At 48.1% G+C, this 2223-nt stretch carries 2 protein-coding genes and 1 pseudogene; 2 read left to right on the forward strand and 1 reads right to left on the reverse strand.

Annotation, left to right across the window (positions count from 1 at the left end):
* Positions 1-620: pseudogene (locus B152_RS23960) on the forward strand (hypothetical protein); the annotation flags it as partial.
* A 32-nt stretch (positions 621-652) separates the two neighbouring features.
* Here the strand turns inward: B152_RS23960 and B152_RS0114935 are convergent.
* Positions 653-1129 carry a hypothetical protein gene (locus B152_RS0114935; protein ID WP_157231108.1) on the reverse strand — a complete coding sequence of 159 codons (477 nt, stop codon included), beginning with the start codon at positions 1127-1129 and terminating at the stop codon, positions 653-655.
* 61 nt (positions 1130-1190) lie between these two features.
* On the opposite strand from B152_RS0114935, the gene B152_RS23965 reads away from it, so the two are divergent.
* Positions 1191-2223 (forward strand): hypothetical protein (locus tag B152_RS23965; RefSeq protein ID WP_157231109.1); only part of this gene is annotated, 1033 nt, incomplete at its 3' end.

A 2223-nucleotide genomic window follows, 5' to 3' on the forward strand; every position in this document is an offset into this window, starting at 1 on the left:
AGCTGGAAGAACTTCAAGAAATGAAAGCCCGGCTTGAAGATCAGCTCAATGCGATTGGCAAAGCTGGCGAAATCGCCATACCGATTTTTAACGCTGCCAAGATGGGATCCCAGCTTGGTAAGGATGCCAACTGCCTACTTCCTGACCTTAGCAGGTTAATGCCTGACGTTGAGTTTGACGAACTGGATTTTGGCTCGATCTGTGAAGCTGGAAACGCCTATCGCAGTAAGCTCTGGATCTCACCGGAAGCTCTTTCCAAAATGAGCTGGAACAAAAAAAATGAACAGGTTTCAGAAATTCGCAATCGCCGGGAAAACGTTCTTGTTGATGCCGCGAGTAAAGGGCTTGGCCAAGCTGATATAGCCCAGAAAATGGCAGCAGATGCCAACCAGGCAGCGGCTGAAATTGAAGCAGCAGCTGATAAAGCAAAAGATACAAATACCCGCCTGACTGTGCTGACTAAAGCCATGGCCGCAAACATGCGGGTGCAAGCTCAAACCAATCAGATCCTGGCACAACAGCTCAAGGTTCAATCCGCCTTTGCTCTGGCTTCAGGTCTGCAGATTGACAACGTTCTGGCCGAAGAAGAAGACGACAAGAAAAAAGGGGAAACCGAATGATTTCCCCTCTCTTGTCCTCAAATAATAAACCGTCAGTTAGCGGCTTGTTTCTTGCGGTATTCCTCAAGCGCGGCTTCGTCCTCCGCCTTCCATTCTGCGGGGCGCCAATCGGGAATAATGCAGGTTGTTGTACCATCATCTTCAGGGAAATTAGCTTTTTTAATCCTGTTACAAGTATGCTCGGTCCAGTCATTCCAACCCGTTTGCCAATACTCGGCTCCTCCATTTGCGGGTCTACGAACAGCTCCACCAGCTCGTCTAGCCCAAAACTCCCAAATATGGGTGAGGTCGTGGGCTTTCTTAAAAGCTTCTCTATCGGGGTGAGCGTTAAATATCTCCATGGCCTCAAACACACTCTGCTTCTTTGCAGCTTCTTCCCATGCCTGATAGGCGTCCCAAACCGGTTCAGGTACTTGACTGTTCAAGCTCTCAATATCGGGAAGGTTCTTCCAGGCCCACATCACATAATCGTAATCAAAGAATTCTTTTTTGGGGGCAAAGATCGGCAACGAGCTGTGGTTCTGCCTTGGACCGGGTCCTCCGGCCTGGACAGTAGAGGATATAAGTAACATGGGAATACCAAGTAGCACACCAACAATAGATGACTTCCAGTGTTTCACCTGTGATCTGGTAACGACATACCATGCACAGTCGGGAGAATTCATCGAAAAACTCTCTGAAACCATGCTTGGCCCCATGTGGACACTCTTCATTTCCATCTGCGGTGTCTGGGTTGTAGTCCAGGGCATTAAACTTGCTACCAACATGATTGATCCTGCTGCAATACTTAAAGATTTTTTCTTTATTATTATAGCGGCATCGATGCTGTCTGCCCAGTCTCAAAGCATCATTTTAGCTGTTTTTGATACAACAATAACAATTATGGGCAGTGCTTCCTCTGTTGTTCTGGAAGAAGCTATTCAGTCTTCGCAAGTTCCTGAAACTATCCAAGGATTAGCTCGTTTATCCGCAGTCGCTGAAAACGGCATGAGCAAGGTAACAGCGATTGCTTTTGCCATTGCAGATACAGGATCACTGACCAACCCGTTAAAGTATCTTTATGCGATATTGCTGTTGGTTCCCTATTTCATTTTAATGATTTTATACCTGTCCCAGACCGTGATTGCGATCTTCCGTGTAACAATTGTAGCCGCCTTCAGCCCATTCCTTTTGCTGACATTTGGGTTCGGTTGGGGCCGTCAAATGACCGTTGCAGGGCTCAAAACCCTACTTGCTTCAATTATCGTTCTCTTTAGTTCCAGCCTTGCCCTCGGCCTGATTATGTACGGCGTGTCTTCACTGGATATTCTCAATCCCAACAATGACGTTGATGAACTGGCCAGTCTGGCCAACCCGACATTCTTTATTGCGCTTGCTTTGGGATGGATGGGATCCGCTTTCATGACTGAAGCGGTGGGTATGGCCAACTCAATAACCGGTTCGGCTCTCTCCAACACTTCTGCCGGGATACTTACTGCCGGACTTGTTGGATCAGCTGCTGCAGTTGCTTCTCGTGTACCCGCTTACGGGAAATATGCAGGGACTGCTGCAGCAATGGCAGCTGATCCTAAAGGCACAGCCGCAACAGCCGCCGCAAAAGCTG

Origin of the sequence: Kiloniella laminariae DSM 19542 (genome assembly GCF_000374005.1) — a bacterium.
Lineage (GTDB): Bacteria > Pseudomonadota > Alphaproteobacteria > Kiloniellales > Kiloniellaceae > Kiloniella > Kiloniella laminariae.